Consider the following 20,761-nt stretch of genomic DNA (forward strand, 5'->3'; position numbering starts at 1 on the left):
CCCGCACACCGGCCGATCCCTCAGGCCCCGTCCTTGGCCCCCACCAGGTTCGGGATCTCCTGCGTCGCGAACCACAGCAGCTCGTGGTCCTCGGCCCCGTCCACCACGAACTGCGCGTCGTCGTCACCCTGGTCGGCGGCGCCCAGCGCATCGGCGGCGGCCGTCACATCGGCCTCGGCGTCATCGGCGTCGACGTGCACGGCGGCCGCCTTGCTCAGCCGGACGATCTCGCGCACGGACACCTCGCCCAGAGCCGTCGGGTCCAGCCCGCGGTCGGGGTCGGCGACGGCGATCTTGTCGGCGACGTCCACGGCGACGACGACCCGGCGCCGCGCGGCGTCCGGCTCCCCCGCCAGCATCCGCAGGGAGGCGAGCGCGGCCCGGTTCAGGGCGGCGTACTCCAGCTCCTCGATGTCGTCGGAGAGGTACCACTCGCGCAGCGCGGGCGTCACGGCATAGGCGGTGAGCGGCGCGGGCCCCAGCTCACCCGTCTTGTACGCCTCTGCGAGTCGAGGCAGGGACAGAGGTACGTACACACGCATGGGCCAGCCGCTTTCGTAGTCGACAAGACCCTCAGGATACGTGCGGGAGTCCCCCTTCGGGCTGTCGGACCTGACACCCGGGCCGTCACCCCCGGGCCGCCCGCTCACCCGGCCGCACCCGGCAACCGCACGCCCGCCTCGGCCGCTCGCCACCCTGATGAGTGAATGTTTCCCGGGCCGCTCACCGGCCCCGCAGCCCCTTGCCGTCCCGGCCCTGGCCCCCGTACAAGATCCCCACGAGAAGTTACCGACGGGTACCCGGAGGCAGCGTGGAGAAGGTCATGAACAGGCAGGGTCCCCGGCGGACGACGCGCCCGCCGACGCGCCGCGACTCACGCCGCCCGGCCCGCATCACGCCCCAGCCACCGCCGCACCCCACCGAGCTCTTCGCGGACCGGATCCTGCTGGTCCTGACCGGGCACAAACCGCTGCACTGGTTCGCCCGCCACACCACCGGCCACGCCTTCGAGGACCTGCTGTGGCTCCTCGCCCACCGGCCGCTGCCGCGCACCGGGCCCCGCCCCAGGGTCCACGACATCGGCCGGTGCCAACCGGACACCGGCGTCTACGAGGTCTTCGCCCGGATCGCGGTGGGCCCGCGCCTGCACGCGCTCGCGTTCCGCATGACCTTCACGGAGGACCGCCGCTGGCGCTGCACGGCCGTGGAACTGGACACGCGCCCGCCGAGGGACACGTACGAATAGGGGCGCCGACGAAGAGGGGCCCAACGCAACGCAGAGGGGCCGGGCATGCGCCGCCCGGCCCCTCTTCCGCTCGCTGGCGCGACGTCACTTCTTGCGACGACGGCCCTTCTGCTGCTTGCGCCGCTCGGCGCGGGTCAGGCCGTCGGCCTCGGAGCGCGTCGGGCCGTCCTCGGTGACGAAGTCGCCCTCGTCGACACCGCCCTCGGCGTTCGGCGCCTGGAAGTGCAGGCGGTCCGGGCGCTGCGGGGCCTCCAGGCCCTTGGCGCGGATCTCCGGGCGGGACGCGCCGGCCTGCGCGGGGACGGTGTCCTCGGCCTTGTCCAGGGACGTGGCGGGCGCGGCGTCCTCCACCGGCACCTCCTCGACCTGCTGCTCGACCTGGACCTCCAGGTTGAACAGGTAGCCGACGGACTCCTCCTTGATGCCCTCCATCATGGCGGTGAACATGTCGAAGCCCTCGCGCTGGTACTCGACCAGCGGGTCCTTCTGCGCCATGGCCCGCAGGCCGATGCCCTCCTGGAGGTAGTCCATCTCGTAGAGGTGCTCACGCCACTTGCGGTCGAGCACGGAGAGCACCACGCGGCGCTCCAGCTCGCGCATGATCTCCGAGCCGAGCTGCTCCTCGCGCTCCTCGTACTGCGCGTGGATGTCGTCCTTGACGGCCTCGGCGATGAACTCGGCGGTGAGCCCGGCACGGTCGCCGGCCTCCTCCTCCAGCTCCTCCACGGTCACCTTGATCGGGTAGAGCTGCTTGAAGGCGCCCCACAGCCGGTCGAGGTCCCACTCCTCGGCGAAGCCCTCGGCGGTCTCGGCGCCGATGTACGCGTCGATCGTGTCGTCCATGAAGTGCTGCACCTGCTCGTGCAGGTCCTCGCCCTCCAGGACGCGGCGGCGCTCGCCGTAGATGACCTCGCGCTGGCGGTTGAGCACCTCGTCGTACTTCAGGACGTTCTTACGCGTCTCGAAGTTCTGCTGCTCGACCTGCGACTGGGCGGAGGCGATGGCGCGGGTCACCATCTTGTTCTCGATCGGCACGTCGTCCGGCACGTTGGCCATCGACATCACGCGCTCGACCATCTGCGCCTTGAACAGACGCATCAGGTCGTCGCCGAGGGAGAGGTAGAAGCGGGACTCGCCGGGGTCGCCCTGACGGCCGGAACGACCACGCAGCTGGTTGTCGATACGCCGCGACTCGTGCCGCTCCGTGCCGAGGACGTAGAGCCCGCCGAGCTCCTTGACCTCTTCGAACTCGTCCTTGACGGCCTGCTCGGCCTTCTCCAGGGCGGCGGGCAGCGCCGCGGCCCACTCCTCGACGTGCTCGACCGGGTCGAGGCCCGCCTGGCGCAGCTCGGCCTCGGCGAGGTCGTCCGGGTTGCCGCCGAGCTTGATGTCGGTACCGCGGCCTGCCATGTTCGTGGCCACGGTGACGGCGCCCTTGCGGCCCGCCTGGGCGACGATCGAGGCCTCACGGTCGTGCTGCTTCGCGTTCAGCACCTCGTGCTGGACGCCGCGCTTGGAGAGCTGCTGCGAGAGGTACTCGGACTTCTCGACCGAGGTCGTGCCGACCAGGATCGGCTGGCCCTTCTCGTGCTTCTCCACGATGTCGTCGACGACCGCGTCGAACTTGGCGACCTCGGTGCGGTAGATCAGGTCGGGCTGGTCCTTGCGGACCATCGGCTTGTTGGTCGGGATCGGGACGACGCCGAGCTTGTAGATCTGGTGGAACTCGGCGGCCTCGGTCATCGCCGTACCGGTCATGCCGGAGAGCTTGTCGTAGAGGCGGAAGAAGTTCTGGAGGGTGATGGTCGCCAGGGTCTGGTTCTCGTCCTTGATGTCCACCCCTTCCTTCGCCTCGATCGCCTGGTGCATGCCCTCGTTGTAGCGGCGGCCGGCGAGGATACGGCCGGTGTGCTCGTCGACGATCATGACTTCGCCGTCGATGACGACGTAGTCCTTGTCCTTCTTGAAGAGTTCCTTGGCCTTGATGGCGTTGTTCAGGTAACCCACGAGCGGCGTGTTCACCGACTCGTACAGGTTGTCGATGCCCAGCCAGTCCTCGACCTTGGCGACGCCCGACTCGTGGATGGCGACGGTGCGCTTCTTCTCGTCGACCTCGTAGTCGCCGGTCTCCTCGATGCCCTTCATGGTGTTGCCCGCCTCGCCCTTCTTGAGGCGGGTGACCAGCTTGGCGAAGTCGCCGTACCACTTGGTGGCCTGGTCGGCGGGGCCGGAGATGATCAGCGGCGTACGGGCCTCGTCGACGAGGATGGAGTCGACCTCGTCGACCACCGCGAAGTTGTGGCCGCGCTGGACGAGCTCGTCCTGGGACCACGCCATGTTGTCGCGGAGGTAGTCGAAGCCGAACTCGTTGTTCGTGCCGTACGTGATGTCGCAGTTGTACTGCTCGCGGCGCTGCGCCGGCGTCATGTTCGCCAGGATGCAGCCCACGGTGAGGCCCAGGAACTTGTGGACGCGGCCCATCATCTCGGAGTCGCGCTCGGCCAGGTAGTCGTTCACCGTGATCAGGTGGACGCCCTTGCCGGACAGCGCGTTCAGATACGTCGGCAGCGTGCCGACGAGGGTCTTGCCCTCACCGGTCTTCATCTCCGCCACATAGCCGAGGTGGAGGGCTGCGCCACCCATCAGCTGCACGTCGTAGGGCCGCTGGCCCAGCACGCGTCGAGCGGCTTCGCGCACGGTGGCGAACGCCTCGGGAAGCAGGTCGTCGAGGGTCTCGCCGTCCTCGAGGCGCTGCTTGTACTCGTCCGTAAGCGCGCGCAGCTCGGCGTCGGAGAGGCTCTCGAAGTCCTCTTCGATGGAGTTGACCTGGTCCGCGATGCGGTGCAGCTTGCGCAGGATCTTGCCTTCGCCTGCACGCATGATCTTCTGGAGGACGGACACGCGGTTGGTCTCCTTGCCGGTCGGGCCTGGCACGGTCGGTTACTCGGGCGACAGCCGGAGCAACGGCCATCGTATGCGAGGACCCCGCCGCGCCGGGAGGTCTGCCAACAGGTCCAACGGCCGGGGCCCGTCGAAGGTGCCGGTAACGGCCACGAAAAGTGATGGCGTCCCCACCCGTACCCGAGCAGAATCGGGCAATGGACCCCGTGACGCTGACCACCGACCGCCTGCAACTGCGTACCTTCGTAGCCGCCGACATCGACGAGGTGTGCGCCGCGGTGCAGGATCCCGACATCCAGCGCTGGGTCCCGGTCCCCTCGCCGTACGCGCGCGAGGACGCCGAGTACTTCGTGCACCGGGTCGCCGCGGACGGCTGGCGCGCCGACACCGAGTACACCTTCGCGATACGCGCGGACGAGCGCGGCCCGATCCTCGGCGCGATCTCGCTGCACCACCCGCGCGTGGGCACGTGGGAGGTCGGCTTCTGGGCGGCCAAGGAGCACCGCGGCCGCGGCTACGTGACGGAGGCGGTCCTGGAGCTGGCCCGCTGGGCCTTCACCGACCTCGCCTGTACGCGCCTGGAGTGGCGGGCCGAAGTGGGCAACGCGGCCTCGCGCACGGTCGCCGAGAAGGCCGGCTTCACCATCGAGGGCGTGCTGCGCTCGGGCCTGCTGAACAAGGGCGTGCTCCGCGACTGCTGGATCGGCGCCCTCCTGCCCTCGGACCTGGGCCTGCCGTGCCCGCTCCCGTACCTGCCCACGCCGGCCTGACGCTCCTTGATCGTTCCTCCGCGGATCGTCCGTGCCGATTGTCAGTGCCGCCCCCTAGGGTTTCGCCCATGACGACGACCTCGCCGCGTCCCGCCACCACCGTCGCCCTGTCCGCCGACGAAGCCCGCCGCATCGCCCTGCGCGCACAGGGCTTCCTCGGCGCCCCGGACCGCAGAGCCGGAGTGCGCGGCGTCCTGCGTCACCTCGGCGCGGTCCAGCTCGACACGATCTCGGTCCTGGCCCGCTCGCACGAGCTGATCCCGTACGCGCGCCTCGGCGCGGTGGGCCGCAAGAAGGTCGAGGCGGCGTACTGGACCGAGGGTCACTCCTTCGAGTACTGGTCGCACGCCGCCTGCATCCTGCCCGTCGAGGAGTGGCCCCACTTCGCGTTCCGCCGCCGCGCCTACCGCACGCGCCCGCACTGGCACCACCACCTCCCCGACGGCGCCTACGACCAGGTCATCAAGCAGCTGCGCGCCGAAGGCCCGCTCACCGCCACGGAGTTGGGCGGCGCCAAGAACAAGGGCGAGTGGTGGGACTGGTCGGACTCGAAGATCGCCGTCGAGCGCGCGCTGATGTACGGGGACGTGGTCTGCGTGGAGCGCCGCTCCTGGAAGCGGGTCTACGACCTGGCGGAGCGCGCGATCCCGTCGGACCTGCTCCACGACGACCTGGACGACGCCGAGTGCTTGCGCCGCCTGGTCCTCCAGGCCGGCCAGGCCCTGGGCGTCGGCACCCGCGCGGACATCGCGGACTACCACCGCCTCAAGAGCGAGCAGTTCGACGCGGTGATCGAGGGCACCGGCCTGGTCCCGGTGACAGTCAAGGGCTGGGGCCCCAAGCCGGCCTGGGCCGACCCGGCGGCGCTGGAATCCGCCCCGCGAGGCCGTCACCGTACGACGCTCCTGTCGCCCTTCGACTCCCTGATCTGGGAGCGGGCGCGCACCGAGCGGATCTTCGGCTTCACGCACCGCCTGGAGGCGTACGTCCCCAAGCCGAAGCGGATCCACGGCTACTTCGCGATGCCGGTCCTGGCGGGCGGCCGTCTGGTGGGACGCGTGGACCCGGCCCGCGAGGGCACGACGCTGGTCGCCAAACAGGTGTCCCTGGACGGCCCGAAGGCCGTACCGGCCGTGGCGCAGGCGCTGGTCGAGGCGGCGGGCTGGGTGGGCTGCGACAGCGTGCGCGTGGAGCGCATGGACCCCCCGGCCCTGAAGGCGGATCTGATCAGAGCCCTCGCCTAGCGGATCTCGAGGATCTTCTCCCGCATCGCGTACACCACGGCCTCCATCCGAGAGTGCAGCTGCAACTTCTCCAGGATGTTGCGCACATGGTTCTTCACGGTGTTCTCGGAGATGAACAGCTCCTTGGCGATGTCCCGGTTGTTCATCCCGGTGGCGACCAGCTTGAGAACTTCCAGCTCCCGGTCGGTCAGCCGGGGCGCGGGCACGAGCCGGCGCTCGTCGGTGCGCTGGATCATCGACTTGAATTCCGTGAGCAGCTTGGACGCCATGGACGGACTGATCTGCGACTGCCCGTCGGCGACGGCCCGAATCGCCGTGGCGACCTCGTCGGTGGAGATCTCCTTGAGGAGATATCCGGTGGCGCCCGCCTTGATCGCGTCGTAGAGGTCCGCTTCCTCGTCGCTGATCGTCAGCATGATGATTTTGGCGCTGGGCGCGACCTCCTTGATGGAGGTGCACGCCTCGATGCCGCCCCGCTTGGGCATCCGTACGTCCATGAGGACGATGTCCGGCAGCAGATCGGCCGCCTTGTCCACCGCCTCCGCACCGTCGCCCGCCTCGCCGACGACCTGGATGTCCTCCTCGGCAGCGAGGACGATCTCCAGGCCCCGCCGGAACAGAGCGTGGTCGTCCACGACCAGGACCCGGATGGGCTCCTTGCGCGGGGAGCCCGCGTCCGGCACCGGTCCCGCGACGCCGTCGTCGGCCGCGCCGACGCCCTCGCCCCGCATCGGTCCGAAGCTGTCCGCCATCGTTCCTCCCCCTGAAGGCCGTGGCCCGTCTTCCTGTGCAGGGCCAACCCGAGGCGCCAGCACACCGGTTGACCCGGCACGGCCATGATTTCATGCCGCGGCCTGCGCGCGCGGACGGTGCGGTGCACCGGGGGGTCGCACAAGGGTGCCCCTGGGGGCGCACGCGCACTCCAGGGGCACCGGATGAGTAGGTTTTCGGACAGCCTTCGGGTCGGGTGCGGACCCTCGGCCGTCCGGCCGGCTCAGCCGCCGATGGCGTCGCCCCCGTCGGCGCCGCGCACCTCGGCGACCATGGGGTCGGTGCTGAGGTGGATGACGCCGTAGTCGTAGGCGTGACGCCGGTAGACGACGCTGGGTTCCTTGGACTCGGAGTCGACGAACAGATAGAAGTCGTGCCCGACCAGCTCCATCTCGTAGAGCGCCTGGTCGAGCGTCATGGGTGCCGCCACGTGGGTCTTCTCTCGCACGACGAGCGGGCCTTCGCCCTGGACCTCGAGCGATCCCATCTTGGTGGTCGGTACACCGTCGGACTCGGACTCGTCCTTGGCGAGCGAGCCGTCCCCGTTGAGCTGGGCGACGCCCGGGACGCGCTCGGCGACCTCGGCTGCCGAGATGCGCTTCGCGCCGCGCCGTGTGGACCGCTTGCTGTGCTCCTTGCGCAGACGTGCGTCCAGCTTTTCCGTGGCCAGGTCGAGCGCGGCGTACGGGTCGTTCGCAGCGGCTTCCGCCCGGATCACGGGGCCGCGCGTGCGCAGCGTGATCTCCACGCGGTCGCACCGGTCGGCCTGCCGGGGGTTGGGCTCCTTGGACACCTCGACGTCGAGGCTGATCACCTTGCCGTCGAGCTTCTGGATCTTCTCCAGGTTCAGCTTCTCGGCCACGTGCTTGCGGAACCGCTCCGGTACCTCGGTCTTGCGGCCCTTGACGACGATGTCCACGCAGAACTCCGTTCCCGGATAGCTCCGCTCCTGTTGGCGGAGCATCTCCCTCTTGCACCAGGCTCCGGCCACTTCCGGAGCCTCGGACTCGGTGACTTCCACCTCCTCCTCCCCCGTGGACAAGATCTCCACCCCATCGCGTCGGATGATTGCGAAAATCTCTGTGCAAACCCACGGCGCGGCATTCCGATATGCGAGGTGCAGCACCCGGCTTTCACGCCGAGTTCCTCACAACCGAACATATCTCGCCCGGACGGATGTCGTCACCCTCTACTGACGCGTACCTCCATTCAGGTGAATGGATCCTCTTACTACCTGCAACGATGCAGATTCCCGATCAGTTCCGGTTTATTTCGAAGGAATCCGGAGAACCGGCGACCACTGCGGCCTGTACCGTGACCGGCCCCGCCATTCCGGAAGCGGATCCGGGGCGTGCCGACCCCGCGCTCCCCACGGCGCCGCCCGTTCGCGAACTCTCCACCGCGACGCGTATCGCGCGGGCCGCCTCCGCCAACGACGCGCCGGTCGTCATGAGGTCGTCGACCAGCACAATCCGGCCAACTTCGGTGAGCAGCCCGGCTCCACCGCCCACCGCCTCCATCGCACCCGTCACGTTCGCCCGCCGCTGCCGGGCGTCGAGCCCCGCCTGGTCGGCCACCTCGCGCCGCTGGCGCAGCACGGCGAGCACCCTGACCGCCACGCCCGCGCGACGCAGCTCGGCGGCCGCCGCGTACGCGATCCGCCGCGTCGGATCGTGCCCGCGCGCCCGCACCGCCCGGGGCGCGGACGGCACCGGCACGAGCGCGACAGCACCCGTCCCACCGGGCATCCGCAGCCCTTCGCGCACCGCGGCGGCCAGCGCCGCGCCGAGCGGCGCCGCGAGCCCGAGCGCTCCCCGCTCCTTGTGGGCGAGGAGCACGGCCCGCACCGCGTCCTGGTAGGGCGCCGCCGCGTGCACGACGGGCAGCCCCGGCGGCTCGGGCCGCGGCCGCACCCGGCTCGCCGCAGCGCCGAGCAACGCCGCCGAGCACCGCGCACACAGCGTCGTACGCGACCTGCCACAGCCTGCGCACTGGGCCGGCAGCACCAGGTCGGAGAGGTCCTGCCACCACCCCCGCATACCGACCACTGTGCCAACACGCGCGCCGCGAGACCACCCCTGTGGACAACGCCCTGTGGACAACTCGGCGTCAGTGACGTGGTGTTGCACTCGTGTGAGTGACGGAACGGGGCTGAAAGCACCTGCCCCGGCCGGACGTCACCCCGGGTAGATCGGGGCCGTCCCCGTCTTCAGCACCGGCTGCCACGCCGTACCGGACGGCAGCCGTACGACACCGTCGTCGGAGTGCGCGAGCAGCGGCAGCCCGTCGTTCGCGGACGCGGCGATCTCGCTCACCCGCGTCAGCCCGGGCAGCGCCTGCCCCGTCGCCGCCGAGCCGTCGCTCGGCACGTACTGGATCTGCTGCAGCCCGCCGGCCGCCCGGCCGACCACCACGAGCTTGCTGCCGCCCGCCCACGACACGGCCGTGACCTCGTCCATCTCCGGTGCCGCCGGGCGCAGTTCGTGCACCGAGGCCACGGTCTCGCCGCTCGCGTCGCGCTCGCGCTCCACCCGGCCGATGCGCAGCTTGGTCTTGCCCTTCTCCGTCACGAGCAGCGCGACGCGCGCCCCGTCGGCGGACATCTTCACCGACTCGATGCGCGAGGTGTCGTCCAGCTCGTCGACCCGGACCTCCTGCATCCGGTCGGCGCGGCCCTCACCGAACATCAGCAGCCGCGAGCTCTTCGCGTCACGGTCGGCCACCCACAGGTCGCCGCGCCCGTCCCAACTGGGCGTCGTCAGGCCGTCCTTCTCCGACTTCGCGTGGCTGTGCACGAGGGCGTCGCCCAGCGAAGCACCGTTGACCATGGAGGCCACGTACAGCGAGCGCCCGTCGTTCGACACACCCGCCGCGCGCTCCTGGTCGCGCGAGACGGCCGCGGACCGCAATCGCTGCCCGCCCTCGCCCAGCGGCCCGAGGACCTGCTCGAGGGTCCGGTTGGACGTGCTGTGCCCCGCCATTCGTACGAGCCGGCCCTTGGCGTCGAGCAAATACTGGTCGTCCAGGCGCCCCGAGACCCGCGACGGCACGAGCGCGTCGGCGTCGTTGTCGGTCAGCGCGCACATCAGGCGGCCGTCGGAGCGCTTCAGTTCGACCTGCCTCACGCCCGACGACGACAAGTCCCGCAGCGAGAACAGCAGTTGGGCCGCCATCTCCTTGCACTTGCCCGCCCCGGCCTTGCTGCCCGCCTCGTTCAGCGGCACCGTCAGCTTGTTCGCGTCGTCCGGGGTCAGCGAGCCGACGCCCTCCTTCAGCCCGGCATCCGACGGAAACGCCGTCCGCACCACGGGGTTCAGCCAGTTCGTCGGCCCGGCGAGCACCTCCTTGACGGTCTCCGTCAAGGGGTCGGTCCACTGCCGTACGAAGACGGGGTCGGCAACCAGACGCTTCTCGGAGCCCTCTTCACCGGGGTCCGAATCCACCGCGTAGTAGTACTTGTTGACGGACTGGTAGATCCGCTGGAAGTCGGACTGCCCGAGGACCACGCCCTTGGGCAGGGAATCGATCCGCCACTGCTTGCCCTTGGCGGTCTCCACCCGGCTCAGGTGCAGATTCTCCGTGTACGCGCCGGTGTCCGGCGTGTACGCCTGCTTGGTGTCGACGGTGGCGACCTGCCGGCCCGACAGCTGGTAGATGCGCCCCTCGTCCCCGGTGTCGGCCCGGCCGAGCGGGCGCGTACTGGGACCGTCATCGAGCACGACGGTCCGCTGCATCGGGTTCCAGTTCTTCGCCGCCTTCGGCGTCAGGTATTTGCGAGCCATCGCATACGAGGGATCGTCGCTGGTCAGCGCCTCGACGAACCCCTCCACAATGGCCTCGGGCCCCGCGTCGTCCCGCGGCGGCAGCGCGAAGACACGCACCTGCGAGTCCGGCCGCTGCGACGCCTCGACCGACTCGAGCCCGCCGCTGTCCGGCATCGACGCGCAGCCGGCGAGCACGATCGCCCCGCACCCGGCCAGCGCGCCGGCCCGTACCCCGCGCCGCCGCCGCGGCACCCGCTGCTCACCCACGCCCGTCACGCTCCCCTGTCCTGGTCACCGCGCTCCTGCGGGTCCGCGGGCTGCCGTGGCACACCGGTCGTGCCGGCCGCGCCGCCGCGCGACACCACGCGCGCGCCGCTGCCCGGCAGCGCCGTGGGGTCCGCGGGCACCGACGACTGCGCGTGACGCGACGCCATCGGGGCGTTCGCCGACACCGGCGGTGCCTGCGAGGGCACCGTCGCCAGCTTCGAACCGTCGGCGCCCGGCAGGCCCGCGTCCCCGAGCCCGCGATTGCGCCGCGAGTCCTCGGGCTCCAGCGGTATCGGCGACCCGCGCAGCGGCTCGTCCGCCGTCCGCGGCAAGGTGAGCCGGAACTGCGAACCGCCGCCCGGCTCCCCCCACGCCTGGAGCCAGCCGCCGTGCAGCCGCGCGTCCTCCAGGGCGATGGACAGGCCGAGACCGGTGCCGCCCGTCGTGCGCGCGCGAGCCGGGTCGGCCCGCCAGAAGCGGCTGAAGACCCGGGTCGCCTCGCCGGGCTTGAGCCCGACTCCGTAGTCGCGCACCGCGACGGCGACCGCGCCACCGGCGGCGGCGAGCCGCACCACGACGTCCTTGCCCTCGCCGTGCTCCACCGCGTTCACGACCAGGTTGCGCAGGACGCGCTCCACGCGCCGCGCGTCCGCCTCCGCGACCACCGGCTGCTCGTCGCCCACGATCCGCACATGCGTGCCCTTGCGCTCGGCGAGCGGCTCGGCACCGCCGACGACCCGCCGCACGACCTCCCGCAGATCTATCGGCTCGGCCTCGAGCGCCGCGGCGCCGGCGTCGAACCGGCTGATCTCCAGCAGGTCGGCCAGCAGCGACTCGAACCGGTCCAGCTGATCGGCGAGCAGCTCCGCCGACCGCGCGGTCACCGGATCGAAGTCGCCCCGCGCCTCATGGATGACGTCGGCGGCCATCCGTACGGTCGTCAGCGGCGTCCGCAGCTCATGGCTGACGTCGGAGACGAACCGCCGCTGCATCCGCGACAGATCCTCCAGCTGCTGGATCTTCAGATGCAGGTTCTGCGCCATCTTGTTGAAGGCTTCACCGAGCCGCGCGATGTCGTCCTCGCCGGTGACCTTCATACGTTCCTGAAGGCGGCCCGCGGAAAGCCGCTCGGCCACCCCGGCCGCCATCCGCACAGGCGTCACCACCTGCCGTACGACGAGCCAGGCGATGGCGCCGAGCAGCACGACCACGAAGAGTCCCGCCGTCGCGAGCGTCCCCTTGACCAGCCCCAGGGACTTCTCCTCCTGCGTGAGCGGGAAGAGGTAGTAGAGCTGGTAGGGATCGCCCTGCGGGTCGTTGAGCCGCTTGCCGATGGCCAGGCCGGGCTGCGACTCGCGGCCGCCGTCGTAGACGATCCGCGTGTACTCCTGGGACGCGCCCGTGCGCTGGTCGACGCGGTCCCGCAGCGCGTCGGGCACGCTGCGGTCCGGCTCCACGAGCCCCGAACCGCGCAGCGCCCGCCCGTTCCCGCTGTCGGGGTCCTTGGAGCTGAGCGTGACGACGGCGAACGCGCCGTTGCCGCCACTGGACAGCTGCGTGACCAGGTCACTCATCCAGGTGTTCGAGTTCTGGGTGGTGCGGCTGTCACCGGCCGCCCCGGCCCGCACCTCGGCGGCCTGGGCGTCCGCCTTGTCCTTGGCCGCGCGGAAACCGCCCTCGGCCTGGCTCTGCGATGCTTTCACCTTCGCGTCGAGCAGTCCGTTGCGCACCGAGCCGATGACGACGATGCCGAGCAGCAGCACGACACCGAGCGACATCAGCAGCGTCGTGACGACCACCTTCAGCTGGATGTTGCGCCGCCACAGCCGCATCGCGGGCAGCAGCGGACGCCTCACCCAGCGGGTGAACAGACGCAGCACCGGGCTGCCGTTCATCCCGCCCTTGAGCAGCAGACCTCCGTCCACGGCCCGGCGCAGCCAGGAGCCGCGCACGGCCGCCGGTCCCACAGGCCGCTCCGTGCGAGACCCCGGCTTCCCGGGCGCCGAAGCGGCACTGTTCCGGGACACGTCAGCTCGGTCCTGCCTTGTAACCGACGCCGCGAACGGTCACCACGATCTCGGGCCGCTCCGGGTCCTTCTCGACCTTCGAACGCAGCCGCTGCACATGCACGTTCACCAGACGGGTGTCCGCCGCGTGCCGGTAGCCCCAGACCTGCTCCAGGAGCACCTCACGCGTGAACACCTGCCACGGCTTGCGCGCGAGCGCGACCAGCAGGTCGAACTCCAGCGGCGTCAGCGCGATCGACTGCCCGTCCCGCTTCACCGAGTGCCCGGCCACGTCGATGACCAGATCGCCGATGGCGAGCTGCTCGGGCGCGGGCTCCTCGGACCTCCGCAGCCGGGCGCGGATACGGGCGACCAGCTCCTTCGGCTTGAACGGCTTGACGATGTAGTCGTCCGCACCTGATTCCAGGCCGACGACGACATCGACGGTGTCGCTCTTCGCCGTGAGCATCACGATCGGAACCCCGGACTCCGCCCTGATCAGGCGGCACACCTCGATACCGTCCCTACCGGGGAGCATCAGGTCCAGGAGCACCAGATCGGGCTTGGTCTCACGGAAAGCGGCCAGCGCCTTGTCGCCGTCAGCTACGAACGACGGCTCAAAACCTTCACCACGCAGCACAATGCCGAGCATCTCGGCCAGTGCGGTGTCGTCGTCGACGACAAGGACTCGTCCCTTCATGGACCACATCATCCCATTAGCTCATCGTTGCCTGGCGTGACCTGTCACACAGCTCACTCAGGGCCTCAGCTGTCACAGGGGCTACTACGCCCCACTCTGTGACAATTGCCGTCACCAATTCCGGCGGCGTCACGTCGAACGCAGGGTTGTACGCCTGCGTCCCCAGCGGTGCCACCGGGATTCCGCCTCCCGCCTCCACTCCGGCCAACGGCGCCTGCGGCGCCGTGACCTCCGTCACTTCATGCCCTGGCCGCTGCTCCACCTCGATGGACGCACCGTCGGGAGTCTCCAGGTCCACCGTCGTCACCGGCGCCACCACGATGAACGGCACGTGGTGATAACGCGCCAGCACCGCGAGCGGATAGCTCCCCACCTTGTTCGCCACCGAACCGTCGGCCGCGATCCGGTCAGCCCCGACGAGCACCGCGTCCACCTCACCGGCGGCGAACAGCGATCCCGCGGCACTGTCCGTCAACAAGGTGTACGGCATCGCCTGCCGCGCCGCCTCGTACGCGGTCAGCCGCGCGCCCTGCAACAACGGCCGGGTCTCGTCCACCCACAGCCGGGTCAACCGCCCCGCCCGGTGCGCGGCGAGCGCCACCGCGAACGCCGTGCCCTCACCGCCGGAGACCAGCGCCCCCGTGTTGCAGTGGGTCAGGATCCGGTGCGTGCCCCCGGTCAGCAGCTCGTCGAGCAGCTGCAGCCCGTGCGCGCCCATCCGGGAGCTGCCCTCGGCGTCCTCCCGGTGCAGCTCACGCGCGGCGGCGAGCGCTGCCGCGGCGGCCCGCTCCTGCCCCGCCTGCGCGTCCCCCGCCCCGTTCCCGAGCGCGGCCAGGTAGGCCCGCTGCGCCCGGCGCACCCCGTACGCCAGATTGACCGCGGTGGGCCGTGCGTCCGCCAGCGCGTCCGCCGCGTCCTGCACGTCGAACCCGCGGGCGGCCGCCAGCGCCACCCCGTACGCCCCGGCGATGCCGAGCAGCGGAGCCCCGCGCACGGCCAGGGATCGGATCGCCTGCACCAGGGCCTGCGGATCGGTGCAGACCAGCTCGACTTCCTCGGCCGGCAGCCTCGTCTGGTCGAGCAGCACCAGAACGGGACCTTCCGCCGGTTCCTCCCAGCGGAGCGCCGGTATGTCGTTGGCCTTGGTCTGTATGTCCTCGCTGAGCCGTATGTCCTCGCCGGATTGCGCGTACTGATCAGCCATCCGCCCAGTCTGCCCCGTAGGAGGCCGACAATTGAAGGTGTGCAGCCACTACGGGGCCAGGTCACCCTGTGCCCACCCCATGGCACGATGGCAGCCAACCTGCCGCCGCGACCGCGGACGGGCACCTTGAAGGAGCGACGATGAACGACACTCCGGGCTGGGCATCGCCCGGATCTGCCCCCTCCGACGGCCCCGACGACAAGCGTCAGGACGGCCAGGGCCAGAGCGGCGACGCTCAGGGCACCGGCCCGCAGGACGCCGCGGGCCAGGGCCCCCAGTGGTCCAAGGAGCAGCCGCCGCCCGCCCAGTGGTCCGCCCCCTCCGGCCCGCCGCCCGGCTCCGGCCAGGCCCCGCCGCCGCCGCCCCCGCCGCCCGGCCCGGGCTGGGGCGCAGGCCCCGGCGGCCACGGCAACGGCGCCCCCGGCGGCTACCCCGGCTGGGGCGGCTGGCAGGGCAGGCCCATGGCCGCCAAGCCCGGCGTCATCCCGCTGCGCCCCCTCGGCGTCGGCGAGATCCTCGACGGCGCGGTGTCCACGATGCGCACCTACTGGCGCACCGTCCTCGGCATCTCGCTCACCGTCGCCGTGGTCACCCAGCTCCTGACGGTCCTCCTCCAGGGCTTCCTCTTCAACGACTCCGCGACCACCGACGCCCTCGACAACCCCGACGCCACCGCCGGCGAGATCTTCCGCGCGATGGGCGAGATCTTCGTCGGTACCGGCGTCGTCCTCGTGGTCACGCTGCTCGGCACCATCGTCGCCACGGCCCTGCTCACGATGGTCACCAGCCGTGCCGTGCTCGGCAAGGACGTCACCATCGGGGAAGCCTGGCGCGACGCCCGCCCGCAGCTCCTCAAGCTGCTCGGCCTGACCCTGCTGCTGCCGCTGATCGCCGTCGCCATCGTCCTCGTGGGCACCGCTCCCGGCATCCTCGTCGCCGTACTCGGCCCCACCGACGCGGGCACCGCGCTCGCGGTCATCGGCGGCATCGTCGGCTTCGTCGTCGCGGTCTGGATGATCATCCGCCTCTCGCTGGCCTCGCCCGCGCTGATGCTGGAGAAGCAGACCGTCCGCAAGGCGATGGGCCGCTCCGTGAAGCTCGTACGCGGCTCCTGGTGGCGGGTCTTCGGCATCCAGATCCTGGCGTCGCTCATCGCCGGGATCGTCTCGGAGATCATCCTCATACCGTTCACCGCCATCGCCGGCGTCGTCAGCGGCGACGGCATCAGCGGCATCCTCGACACCACCGGCGACGTCGGCTGGGCCTTCCTGATCGTCACCGGCATCGGCGCCGTCATCGGCTCGACGCTCACCTTCCCGATCACCGCCGGCGTCACCGTGCTGCTCTACATCGACCAGCGCATCCGCCGCGAGGCCCTCGACCTCGAACTCGCCCGCGCCGCGGGCCTCCAGGGCTACGGGGACACCCCCGGCGCCACCCCGGGGAGCTGATGCGGTGAGCGCGTCCGGGGGAGTGCTCAGGGCAGCGTCGTGGCTGACGCGGGCCGGCGGTGACGAGCCGCCGGTGACGATCCCGCGCGATCCCGCCCGCGAGGCGGCCAGACGCGAGCTGTCCAAGGCCGCGTACCACGAGAACGACCCGAGCTGGTTCATGCGCGCCCTGAACAAGTTCTGGGAGTGGGTCGACGACCTGTTCTCCGCCGCGTCCGGCGCCGCCCCCGGCGGCACCCTCGGCCTGTTCGTCATCGTCCTGGGCGTCATCGGCGTGGCCGCCGCCTTCTGGTGGCGCCTGGGCACCCCCCGCCGCTCCCCCGCCTCCGCCGCCCCGCTCTTCGACGACCGGCCCCGCAGCGCCGCCGAACACCGCGCGGCCGCCGAGGCGCACGCCGCCCAGGGCCACTGGAACCAGGCCGTCCAGGAACGGATGCGCGCCCTGGTCCGCGCCCTGGAGGAACGCGCCCTCCTCGACCCGCGCCCCGGCCGCACCGCCCACGAGGCGGCCGCCGAGGCCTCCCGTCCCCTCCCCGGCCACGCGGACCGACTGCGCACCGCCGCCCACGACTTCGACGACGTCACGTACGGAGGCCGCACCGCGACCCCCGAGACGTACCAGCGCCTGACCGCCCTGGACACCGAGGTGGAGCGCACGACGCCGTCCCTCACCGCCCCGGGAGCGCCCCGGTGACCGAGCCCCGCACCCCGGACCCCGCCAAGCACCCGGAGCACGAGCCGGATCAGAGCGGCCGCCCAGCCGCCACGACCACCCTCACCGTGCCCCCACCACCGGCCCCCGCGCCGGACGGCACCTCCATCACCCCGACGGCCCGCCAGGTCTGGACCCGCACCCGAGGCATCGCCCTCGCCCTGGTGGTCCTCCTGGTCGCCGCCGTCGTCATCGCGGCCGTCCGCTCCGGCGAGAAGCACGGCAGCCTCGACCCGCGCTCCACCGGCCAGTACGGCAGCCACGCGGTCGCCCAACTCCTCGCCGAGCGGGGCGTGTCCACGCGCGTGGTCACGACCACCGCGCAAGCCCGCGCCGCGACGGGCCCCGACACCACGCTCCTGGTCGCCGCCCCCGGCCTGCTCACGCCCCATCAGCAGGACCAGATCCAGGCCGCCACCACGGACTCCCGCGGCCGCACGGTCCTCGTCGCCCCCGGCGCGGCCTCCGTCGAACGACTGGCCCCCGGGGTCACCGCGACCACCGCCCCCAGTACGGAGAAGGCCCTCGCCCCCGACTGCTCCCTGCCCGCGGCCCGCACCGCCGGCACGGCCGACACCGGCGGCGGCCACCGCTACGACACGACGCTCTCCGACGCCGACTCCTGCTACCCGAGCGACGGCGCCGCCACCCTCCTGCGCCTGCCCGCCGCGACCGGCGACGGCGACACGGTGATCATCGGCGCCCCCGACATCCTTCTCAACGACCGCCTCGACCAGCAGGGCAACGCCTCGCTCGCCCTTCAACTCCTCGGTACCCGCCCGCATCTGGTCTGGTACCTCCCCTCCCTCTCCGACGAAGCCGCGGCCACCGACGCACAGAACGACCGCAGCTTCTTCGACCTGATCCCCAAGGGCTGGCTCTGGGGCACGCTCCAGCTCTTCATCGCGGCAGCCCTCGCCGCCCTGTGGCGCGCACGCCGCCTCGGCCCCCTGGTCCCCGAGCGCCTGCCCGTCGCGATCCGCGCCTCCGAAACCGTCGAAGGCCGCGCCCGCCTCTATCGCAAGGCGAACGCCCGCGACCGCGCCGCCACCGCCCTGCGTATCTCCACCCGCACCCGGCTCGCCCCCCTCATCGGCGTCCCCGTCTCCCAGGCGCACTCGCCCGAGACCTTCCTCCCGGCCCTGACCCGCCGGCTCCCCACGCCCGGCCAGGACCCGCACACCCTCCTCTTCGGCCCGCCGCCGACCACCGACGCAGCGCTCATCGCACTCGCCGACCACCTCGACGCCCTCGAAAGAGAGGTACGGAATTCATGATGGACCCGACCACTGACAACGCCGGGCCCACGACCGATCCCCGCAGCTCACGGGCTTCTCTGGAGTCCCTGCGCGCCGAGATCGCGAAGGCCGTGGTCGGCCAGGACCCCACCGTCACGGGCCTGGTCGTGGCCCTGCTCTGCCGCGGCCACGTCCTGCTCGAAGGCGTCCCCGGCGTGGCGAAGACCCTCCTCGTACGAGCCCTCGCCGCAAGCCTCGAACTCGACACGAAGCGAGTCCAGTTCACCCCGGACCTGATGCCCAGCGACGTCACGGGCTCGCTCGTCTACGACACCCACACCTCCCGCTTCTCCTTCCAGCCGGGCCCGGCGTTCACGAACCTCCTCCTCGCGGACGAGATCAACCGCACGCCCCCCAAGACCCAGTCGTCCCTCCTCGAAGCGATGGAGGAGCGCCAGATCACGGTCGACGGGACCGCACGCCCCCTCCCCGACCCGTTCATGGTCGTAGCGACCCAGAACCCGGTCGAGTACGAGGGCACGTACCCCCTCCCCGAGGCCCAACTGGACCGCTTCCTCCTCAAGTTGAACGTGCCCCTCCCCACCCGCCAGGACGAGATCGACGTCCTGACCCGCCACGCGTCGGGCTTCAACCCCCGCGACCTGGCGTCGGCCGGCCTGCGTCCCGTAGCCACGGCCGCAGACCTCGAAACAGCCCGGGCAGCAGTAGCGAAGACGGCGGTCTCCCCCGAGATCACGGCGTACGTGGTCGACATCTGCCGCGCGACCCGCGAATCCCCGTCCCTCACCCTCGGCGTCTCCCCACGAGGCGCCACGGCCCTCCTCGCCACGGCCCGCGCCTGGGCCTGGCTGACCGGACGCGACTACGTGACCCCGGACGACGTGAAGGCCCTGGCCCTCCCGACCCTCCGCCACCGCGTCCAACTACGCCCGGAGGCCGAGATGGAGGGCGTCACCCCCGACTCGGTCATCAACGCGATCCTCACCCACGTCCCCGTCCCCCGCTGACGAGGCCGGAGACGAGAGACCCCACATGGCCCTCACCGGACGTACGGCCCTGCTAGCCGCCCTGGGCTCCCTCCCCATCGGAATCTGGGAGCCCAGTTGGACCGGCATCCTGGCCGTCAACACCCCCCTGGCCCTCGCCTGCGCCTGCGACTTCGCCCTGGCCGCCCCCGTACGCCGCCTACGCCTGACCCGCTCCGGCGCCACATCGGTACGCCTCGGCGACCCGGCCGACGTCACCCTCACGATCACCAACCCGTCGCGCCGCGCCCTGCGCGCCCAACTCCGCGACGCCTGGCCCCCCAGCAGCTGGCGCCCGGGCACGGAGTACGAGTCGTCCCGCCATCGCGTGACGATCCCCGCGGGCGAACGCCGTCGCGTCACGACCCGTCTCCTCCCCACCCGCAGAGGCGACCGCACAGCGGACCGCATCACCGTCCGCTCCTTCGGCCCCCTGGGCCTCTTCACCCGCCAGGGCACCCACAGCGCCCCCTGGACCGTCCGCGTCCTGCCGCCGTTCCACAGCCGCAAACACCTCCCGTCCAAACTGGCCCGCCTACGTGAACTCGACGGCCGTACCAGTCTGTTGACGCGCGGCGAAGGCACGGAGTTCGACAGCCTTCGCGAGTACGTTCCCGGGGACGACACCCGTTCCATCGACTGGCGAGCGACAGCCCGCCAGTCCGCGGTCGCCGTCCGCACCTGGCGCCCGGAACGCGACCGCCACATCCTCCTGGTCCTCGACACCGGCCGCACGTCCGCCGGCCGCGTCGGCGACGCCCCCCGCCTCGACGCCTCGATGGACGCCGCCCTGCTCCTCGGCGCCCTCGCCTCACGCGCCGGCGACCGCGTGGACCTCCTGGCCTACGACCGACGCATCCGCGCTCTCGTCCAGGGCCGCGCCGCGGGCGAAGTCCTCCCCGCACTGGTCAACGCGATGGCCCCCCTGGAACCCGAACTCGTCGAAACAGACGCCCGCGGCCTGACGACAACTGCCCTCCACACGGCCCCCCGCCGCTCCCTCATCGTTCTTCTTACGTCACTGGACGCGGCCCCCGTCGAAGAGGGCCTCCTCCCGGTCCTCCCACGCCTGACAAAGCGCCACACGGTCATCGTGGCCTCAGTCGCGGACCCGGAAATCGAAAGAATGGCAACAGCCCGAGGCACCACAGAGGCTCTCTACAACGCAGCGTCAGCAGCCCAGGCAAAGGCGGAACGTCTCCGCACCGCAGAACAACTCACCCGCCACGGCGTGACAGTCGTCGACGCCACCCCATCCGAACTCGCTCCCGCCCTAGCGGACGCCTACCTGTCCCTCAAGGCAGCCGGCCGTCTTTAACGGGAAGGGCTCAATGAGCCCGGCCCCTAAACGCAGAAAAGCCCGGACCGTATCCCGGTCCGGGCTTTTCCCTAAAATTTGTTCGGCGGCGTCCTACTCTCCCACAGGGTCCCCCCTGCAGTA

Annotated in this window: 17 protein-coding genes; 8 read left to right on the plus strand and 9 right to left on the minus strand. The window is 71.3% G+C overall.

What is annotated here, in order from left to right:
* Positions 1 to 20: 20 nt before the first annotated feature.
* The gene (locus tag AB0L37_RS31785; protein ID WP_365513198.1) at positions 21 to 542 is read right to left on the minus strand and encodes a hypothetical protein; all 522 of its coding nucleotides are present in this window, start codon (positions 540 to 542) and stop codon (positions 21 to 23) included.
* A 281-nt stretch (positions 543 to 823) separates the two neighbouring features.
* On the opposite strand from AB0L37_RS31785, the gene AB0L37_RS31790 reads away from it, so the two are divergent.
* Positions 824 to 1,246 (plus strand): Rv3235 family protein, encoded by a 423-nt coding sequence (locus AB0L37_RS31790; protein WP_365513201.1) that lies wholly within the window; start codon positions 824 to 826, stop codon positions 1,244 to 1,246.
* 84 nt (positions 1,247 to 1,330) lie between these two features.
* Here AB0L37_RS31790 and secA read toward each other — a convergent pair whose 3' ends face one another.
* Complete coding sequence (gene secA / locus AB0L37_RS31795; RefSeq protein ID WP_365513204.1) at positions 1,331 to 4,147, minus strand: preprotein translocase subunit SecA; 2,817 nt, start codon at positions 4,145 to 4,147, stop codon at positions 1,331 to 1,333.
* Positions 4,148 to 4,344: 197 nt separating this feature from the next.
* Between secA and AB0L37_RS31800 the strand changes: the two genes are divergently transcribed.
* Together AB0L37_RS31800 and AB0L37_RS31805 are read left to right on the plus strand one after the other, a co-directional pair.
* Positions 4,345 to 4,917 carry a GNAT family N-acetyltransferase gene (locus AB0L37_RS31800; RefSeq protein WP_365513206.1) on the plus strand — a complete coding sequence of 191 codons (573 nt, stop codon included), beginning with the start codon at positions 4,345 to 4,347 and terminating at the stop codon, positions 4,915 to 4,917.
* Between the two features lie 68 nt (positions 4,918 to 4,985).
* Positions 4,986 to 6,161: a crosslink repair DNA glycosylase YcaQ family protein gene (locus tag AB0L37_RS31805; protein ID WP_365513208.1), complete on the plus strand. Its 1,176-nt coding sequence runs from the start codon at positions 4,986 to 4,988 to the stop codon at positions 6,159 to 6,161.
* Here AB0L37_RS31805 and AB0L37_RS31810 read toward each other — a convergent pair.
* From AB0L37_RS31810 to mtnA, 7 genes are all read right to left on the minus strand, one after another.
* Positions 6,158 to 6,913, minus strand: coding sequence for a response regulator transcription factor (locus AB0L37_RS31810; protein ID WP_365513211.1), 756 nt, complete (start codon positions 6,911 to 6,913; stop codon positions 6,158 to 6,160). The genes AB0L37_RS31805 and AB0L37_RS31810 overlap by 4 nt on opposite strands.
* A 242-nt stretch (positions 6,914 to 7,155) precedes the next feature.
* The gene (gene raiA / locus AB0L37_RS31815) at positions 7,156 to 7,896 is read right to left on the minus strand and encodes a ribosome-associated translation inhibitor RaiA (RefSeq protein ID WP_365513244.1); all 741 of its coding nucleotides are present in this window, start codon (positions 7,894 to 7,896) and stop codon (positions 7,156 to 7,158) included.
* Positions 7,897 to 8,188: 292 nt separating this feature from the next.
* Positions 8,189 to 8,971, minus strand: coding sequence for a ComF family protein (locus AB0L37_RS31820; RefSeq protein WP_365513214.1), 783 nt, complete (start codon positions 8,969 to 8,971; stop codon positions 8,189 to 8,191).
* 138 nt (positions 8,972 to 9,109) lie between these two features.
* Entirely contained in the window at positions 9,110 to 10,963 is a 1,854-nt protein-coding gene (locus AB0L37_RS31825) for an LpqB family beta-propeller domain-containing protein (RefSeq protein WP_365513217.1), read from the minus strand.
* A gap of 5 nt (positions 10,964 to 10,968) precedes the next feature.
* Positions 10,969 to 12,990, minus strand: a complete 2,022-nt coding sequence (gene mtrB, locus AB0L37_RS31830) for an MtrAB system histidine kinase MtrB (protein WP_365513220.1) — start codon at positions 12,988 to 12,990, stop codon at positions 10,969 to 10,971.
* A gap of 1 nt (position 12,991) precedes the next feature.
* On the minus strand, positions 12,992 to 13,681 hold the full coding sequence (gene mtrA, locus AB0L37_RS31835) for a two-component system response regulator MtrA (RefSeq protein ID WP_199836122.1): 690 nt from the start codon (positions 13,679 to 13,681) through the stop codon (positions 12,992 to 12,994).
* Positions 13,682 to 13,685: 4 nt separating this feature from the next.
* Entirely contained in the window at positions 13,686 to 14,873 is a 1,188-nt protein-coding gene (mtnA, locus tag AB0L37_RS31840) for an S-methyl-5-thioribose-1-phosphate isomerase (protein ID WP_365513224.1), read from the minus strand.
* A 140-nt stretch (positions 14,874 to 15,013) separates the two neighbouring features.
* Here mtnA and AB0L37_RS31845 point away from each other — a divergent pair, with 140 nt between their 5' ends.
* The 5 genes from AB0L37_RS31845 (at position 15,014) to AB0L37_RS31865 (ending at position 20,638) form a co-directional block, all read left to right on the plus strand.
* Entirely contained in the window at positions 15,014 to 16,324 is a 1,311-nt protein-coding gene (locus AB0L37_RS31845; RefSeq protein ID WP_365513227.1) for a glycerophosphoryl diester phosphodiesterase membrane domain-containing protein, read from the plus strand.
* Positions 16,325 to 16,328: 4 nt separating this feature from the next.
* A complete protein-coding gene (locus AB0L37_RS31850) occupies positions 16,329 to 17,018 on the plus strand; it encodes a DUF4129 domain-containing protein (protein ID WP_365513230.1) in 690 nt (229 codons plus the stop codon).
* A gap of 86 nt (positions 17,019 to 17,104) precedes the next feature.
* Complete coding sequence (locus AB0L37_RS31855; protein ID WP_365513247.1) at positions 17,105 to 18,313, plus strand: DUF4350 domain-containing protein; 1,209 nt, start codon at positions 17,105 to 17,107, stop codon at positions 18,311 to 18,313.
* Positions 18,313 to 19,302, plus strand: coding sequence for a MoxR family ATPase (locus tag AB0L37_RS31860; RefSeq protein WP_365513233.1), 990 nt, complete (start codon positions 18,313 to 18,315; stop codon positions 19,300 to 19,302). The genes AB0L37_RS31855 and AB0L37_RS31860 overlap by 1 nt, the downstream gene beginning before the upstream one ends.
* A 25-nt stretch (positions 19,303 to 19,327) precedes the next feature.
* Positions 19,328 to 20,638, plus strand: a complete 1,311-nt coding sequence (locus AB0L37_RS31865) for a DUF58 domain-containing protein (protein ID WP_365513235.1) — start codon at positions 19,328 to 19,330, stop codon at positions 20,636 to 20,638.
* The last annotated feature ends 123 nt before the right edge of the window (positions 20,639 to 20,761 follow it).

Origin of the sequence: Streptomyces sp. NPDC052225 (assembly GCF_040679615.1) — a bacterium.
Classification (GTDB): Bacteria; Actinomycetota; Actinomycetes; order Streptomycetales; family Streptomycetaceae; genus Streptomyces.